The sequence below is a fragment of the Mycobacterium sp. genome (assembly GCF_050701675.1).
Taxonomy (GTDB): Bacteria; Actinomycetota; Actinomycetes; order Mycobacteriales; family Mycobacteriaceae; genus Mycobacterium.
Map to the genome: position 1 here is coordinate 1 of NZ_JBOGDD010001088.1, position 4,978 is coordinate 4,978.

Genomic DNA, 4,978 nt, shown 5'->3' on the forward strand with positions numbered 1-4,978 from the left:
ACACCGGCCCGTCGGCGAAGCAGCCCAACCGGATCTTGGGCCCCTGCAGGTCGGCCAGTACGCCGACCATGCGGCCGCGTTCGGCGGCGATGGCGCGGACCATGCCGTAGATGGCCGAATGCTCCGCCTGGGTGCCGTGGCTGAAGTTGAGCCTGGCCACGTCCATTCCGGCGTCGATGAGTTCGGCCAGTCGCGACGCAGTGCCGGTGGCAGGCCCCAACGTGCAGACGATCTTTGCGCGGCGGTTCACCATGTTTTCTTCTCCCTTACTGAAGAGCCGGCTGGATAGCCCGCTCACCTGCGCGATCGACCACCGGCGCTCCGGGCGCGCAGGTGCGCGCGAGCAGGTCGGTGGCGGCATGGATGGTGCGCAGCGTGGGGGCGGCCGCGCCCGTCAGGTCGGCCATCTCCACCACTGCCGTCACGATGGCGTCGAGTTCCAGCTGCTTGCCCGCTTCGAGGTCTTGGAGCATGGACGTCTTGTGGTGCCCGACGTTCTCGGCGCCGCGCAAGCGCTTCTCGATGGAGATGTCCGGGGTGGCGCCGACCCTTCCTGCAATGTCGAGCGTCTCCTCCATCAGTTGGATCACCACTTGCCGGGTGTGGGGGTTCTGACAGATCTCGACCATCGTCGCTCTGGTCAGCGCGCTGAGCGGGTTGAAGGCGACGTTGCCCATCAGCTTGATCCAGATGTCACTGCGCAGGTCGGCTTCGACGGGGGCCTTCAATCCGCCGGCGATCATGGCTTCGCTCAACGCGTTACAGCGTGGGGACAGCTCCCCCGACGGCTCTCCGATGGAGAACCGGGTGCCCTCGAGGTGACGGATCACCCCCGGCGCCTCGATGGTGGTGGCCGGATACACCACGCAGCCGATGGCGCGCTCGGGCTTCAACACCGCACTGGTTGCACCGCCGGGATCGACGGCCTCGACGCGACGCCCCCGGTAGGGGCCGGGCAGTTCGTGGAAGTACCACCACGGGATGCCGTTCTGCGCCGCGAGCACCGCGGTGTGCTCACCGAGCAGCGGATTCACCAGTGGACCGCAGGACGGGTAGCCGTGGGCCTTCAACCCGAGGAAGACGTAGTCGACGGGCCCGATCTCGGCAGGGTCGTCCGTGGCGTTGGGGTGGGCGACGAAGTCGCCACGCGCGCTGAGAACCCGAACCCCGTTCTCCCGCATGGCTTGTAGATGGGCGTTGCGGGCGATGAGGTGAACCTCGGCCCCACCGCGCTGCAACGCGGCACCCCAGTACGCGCCGATCGCTCCGGCACCGACGACTGCAATCTTCACGGCGACTCCTCTATTGGATACTGTATGCATAGCTCGATCGCGAGCTCGGACCCCTCGCGTCGAGCGCAGTGGAGCCACTCAATGGTTGCATACAATATGCAATTGCCCTAGCCTTTTTACTGCCGGGCTCGACTGAGCCGCCGGAGGCCTCCACACACCTGCACCGTCTGGAGCGTCCCGACCGGCCACAGCCAGGAGGAGGAGCATGACCCTGATCGGCATCCCGCGGGAATCCGCGGAGGGCGAACGCCGCGTCGCGCTGGTCCCCAAGATCGTCGAGCGGCTTCGTGCCCTCGGGCTCGAAGTCGTCGTGGAGAGCGGGGCCGGAGACGGAGCGCTGATCAGTGACGAGCACTTCGAAAGGGCAGGCGCGACGATCGGTGATCCCTGGCCCGCCGACGTGGTGGTGAAGGTCAACCCACCGAGCTCGGATGAGATCAGCCTGCTCAAGCCAGGATCGGTCCTCATCGGATTCCTGGCTCCGCGGGCGCACCCGGAAGTGGTTGAACGGCTGCGCCTTGCCGACGTGACTGCCTTTGCGGTGGAGGCGATTCCGCGGATTTCGCGGGCGCAGGTGATGGATGCGTTGTCTTCGCAGGCCAACGTGGCGGGATACAAGGCGGTGGTGTTGGCGGCGTCGGAGTCGACGCGGTTCTTTCCGATGTTGACCACAGCGGCGGGCACGGTGAAGCCTGCGACGTTGTTGGTGCTCGGTGTCGGGGTGGCCGGGTTGCAGGCGCTGGCGACCGCAAAGCGGTTGGGGGCGAAGACCACCGGTTATGACGTGCGCCCGGAGGTGGCCGATCAGGTGCGCTCGGTGGGGGCGCAGTGGCTGGACTTGGGGATCGACGCCGCCGGCGAGGGTGGGTATGCCCGCGAGTTGACCGACGAAGAACGCGCCAGGCAGCAGAAGGCGCTGGAGCAGGCGATCACCCGCTTCGACGTAGTCATCACCACCGCCCTGGTGCCGGGACGTCCCGCGCCGCGGTTGGTGACCGCCGCCGCGGTGGCGGGGATGACGTCCGGCAGCGTGGTGATCGACCTGGCCGGGGAGACCGGCGGCAACTGCGAGTTGACCGAGCCTGGTCAGACCGTGGTCCGCCACGGGGTGACGATCGCCTCGCCGCTGAACCTGCCCGCCACGATGCCCGAGCATGCCAGCGAGCTGTACGCCAAGAACGTCACCGCCCTGCTCGAGCTGTTGATCACCGACGGCGTGCTCGCGCCCGACTTCGACGACGAAGTGGTTGCCGCTTCCTGCGTCACCCGAGAGAAGAAGGACGCCTCCTGATGTATGACCAGTTGTTGGCCAATATCGCGATCCTGGTGCTTGCCGGGTTCGTCGGGTTCGCCGTCATCTCCAAGGTGCCCAACACCTTGCACACCCCGCTGATGTCGGGCACCAACGCGATCCACGGCATCGTGGTGCTTGGGGCGTTGATCGTGCTGGGCAACCTCCCCGCCGACGCGGGCTGGGGGGTGCGGATCATCGCGTTCGTCGCGCTGATCTTCGGCACCCTGAACGTGATCGGCGGGTTCCTGGTCACCGACCGGATGCTGAGCATGTTCAAGTCCCGCAAGCCCGTTGCCGAGAAGGCCGAGGTCCAGAAGTGACGTACCTCGTCGACGGCCTCTACGTCCTTGCGTTCGGCCTGTTCATCCTCGGCTTGTCGGGCCTGACCGGACCCAAGACTGCGGTGCGGGGCAACTGGATCGCCGCGACCGGCATGGGCATCGCCGTGGTGGCGACGTTGATCTCGGTGCGTGACACCGCCGCGGTCAACTGGATCCTGATCGCCGCCGGGTTGGGGATCGGGGTGGTCCTGGGAGTGCCGCCGGCGAAGAAGACCAAGATGACGGCGATGCCGCAGCTGGTCGCCTTGTTCAACGGTGTCGGTGGCGGCACGGTCGCGCTGATCGCGTGGGCGGAGTTCATCGAAACCGACGGGTTCAGCGAGGTCCACCAAACCCCTTCGGTGGCGCTGGTGGTGGGATCGCTGTTCGCGGCGGTCATCGGCTCGGTGTCGTTCTGGGGCTCGCTGGTGGCGTTCCTCAAACTGCAGGAATCGATCCCCAAGAACCTCGAGAAGCGACTCGTCAAGTCCGCCAAGATCTTCCAGGCCTCCAACGTTGTGCTGCTGATCGCCGCGGTGGCGGCGGCGGTGTACATCGGGGTGCACGCCGGCCCCGGTGCGGGCAGCCCGGGCTGGCTGATCGTGGGGGTGCTGATCCTGGCGGGGATCATGGGCCTGTTCGTGGTGTTCCCGATCGGCGGCGCGGACATGCCGGTGGTCATCTCCCTGCTCAACGCGATGACCGGCCTGTCAGCCGCGGCAGCCGGTCTGGCGTTGAACAACACCGCGATGATCGTCGCGGGCATGATCGTCGGCGCCTCGGGCAGCATCTTGACCAACCTGATGGCCGTGGCGATGAACCGCTCCATCCCGGCGATCGTGTTCGGCGCCTTCGGCGCCGATAGCGCTGCCGCGGCCGCCACCGGCGGTGAGCAGGGCACCGTGAAGGCCACCAGCGCCGCCGATGCGGCGATCCAGATGGCGTATGCCAACCAGGTGATCGTGGTGCCTGGCTACGGGCTGGCCGTGGCCCAGGCCCAGCACACCGTCAAGGAGATGGCGTCGTTGCTGGAGGCCAAGGGGGTCGAGGTGAAGTACGCCATCCACCCGGTCGCGGGCCGCATGCCAGGACACATGAACGTGCTGCTGGCCGAGGCCGACGTCGACTACGACGCGATGAAGGAAATGGACGACGTCAACGGTGAGTTCGCCCGCACCGACGTCACCATCGTCATCGGCGCCAACGACGTCACCAACCCCGCCGCACGCAACGACCCGAGCTCACCCATTCACGGCATGCCGATCCTCAACGTCGACCAATCCCGCTCGGTCATCGTGCTCAAACGATCGATGTCCTCGGGCTACGCCGGCATCGAGAACCCACTGTTCTTCCTCGACCAAACCTCGATGCTCTTCGGCGACGCCAAGAAATCCGTCGGCGCCCTCACCGAGGAACTCAAGGCGCTGTGAGCGCGGGCGGGTCCGTCACCACCGGCCCCATCACCGGCAGTACGAAGTACCACAGGAACCTCGTCGACGTGGCGGGCGCCAGGGTGCCGTTCCGGCGGGTGCATCTCTCCGATGGGCAGCACCTGGACCTCTACGACACCTCTGGCCCGTACACCGACGCCGACGCGGTGATCGACCTGACGGCAGGTCTGCGGCCACGGCCCGGCGTGATCGCAGACCGCGGCACGCAGTTGCAGCGGGCGCGGACCGGGGAGGTCACCGCCGAGATGGCGTTCATCGCCGTCCGCGAGGGAGTGCGGCCCAAGCTGGTGCGCGACGAGGTGGCCGCGGGACGGGCGGTCATCCCGGCCAACCACCACCACCCCGAGAGCGAGCCGATGGTCATCGGCAAGGCGTTCGGGGTGAAGATCAACGCAAACGTCCGCAACTCGGTGGTCACGTCCTCGGTCACCGAGCAGATCGACGAGATGGTGTGGGCCACCCGCTGGGGCGCCGACACCATCACCGACCTCTGCACGGGGTCCGCCGGCCACACCAGCCGCAACTGGATCCTGCGCAACTCGCCAGTACCGCTCGGCACGGTGCCGATCCATCAGGCCCTCGAGAAGGTCGACGGCGATCCCGTCGCCCTGACCTGGGAGG

The 4,978-nt window shown here is 67.2% G+C and carries 6 protein-coding genes; 4 read left to right on the forward strand and 2 right to left on the reverse strand.

What is annotated here, in order from left to right:
• Both ACRDUX_RS33335 and ACRDUX_RS33340 read right to left on the reverse strand, forming a co-directional pair.
• The coding region (locus ACRDUX_RS33335; protein ID WP_526420547.1) for a pyruvate kinase at window positions 1–253 on the reverse strand (253 nt) is incomplete at its 3' end.
• A gap of 13 nt (window positions 254–266) precedes the next feature.
• Window positions 267–1,292 (reverse strand): ketopantoate reductase family protein, encoded by a 1,026-nt coding sequence (locus ACRDUX_RS33340; protein ID WP_526420549.1) that lies wholly within the window; start codon window positions 1,290–1,292, stop codon window positions 267–269.
• Between the two features lie 205 nt (window positions 1,293–1,497).
• Here ACRDUX_RS33340 and ACRDUX_RS33345 point away from each other — a divergent pair, with 205 nt between their 5' ends.
• The 4 genes from ACRDUX_RS33345 to ACRDUX_RS33360 form a co-directional block, all read left to right on the forward strand.
• Window positions 1,498–2,583, forward strand: a complete 1,086-nt coding sequence (locus tag ACRDUX_RS33345; RefSeq protein WP_526420551.1) for a Re/Si-specific NAD(P)(+) transhydrogenase subunit alpha — start codon at window positions 1,498–1,500, stop codon at window positions 2,581–2,583.
• Window positions 2,583–2,906 (forward strand): proton-translocating transhydrogenase family protein, encoded by a 324-nt coding sequence (locus ACRDUX_RS33350; RefSeq protein WP_526420552.1) that lies wholly within the window; start codon window positions 2,583–2,585, stop codon window positions 2,904–2,906. The genes ACRDUX_RS33345 and ACRDUX_RS33350 overlap by 1 nt, the downstream gene beginning before the upstream one ends.
• Window positions 2,903–4,336, forward strand: coding sequence for an NAD(P)(+) transhydrogenase (Re/Si-specific) subunit beta (locus ACRDUX_RS33355; protein ID WP_526420554.1), 1,434 nt, complete (start codon window positions 2,903–2,905; stop codon window positions 4,334–4,336). The genes ACRDUX_RS33350 and ACRDUX_RS33355 overlap by 4 nt, the downstream gene beginning before the upstream one ends.
• On the forward strand, window positions 4,333–4,978 hold a 646-nt coding region (locus ACRDUX_RS33360), incomplete at its 3' end, for a phosphomethylpyrimidine synthase ThiC (protein WP_526420556.1). The genes ACRDUX_RS33355 and ACRDUX_RS33360, both read left to right, overlap by 4 nt.

Bases quoted from the DNA above. Each gene is read 5' to 3' on its own strand.
- ACRDUX_RS33345 (WP_526420551.1), top strand. From the start codon at position 1,498: ATGACCCTGATCGGCATCCCGCGGGAATCCGCGGAGGGCGAACGCCGC.
- ACRDUX_RS33350 (WP_526420552.1), top strand. From the start codon at position 2,583: ATGTATGACCAGTTGTTGGCCAATATCGCGATCCTGGTGCTTGCCGGG.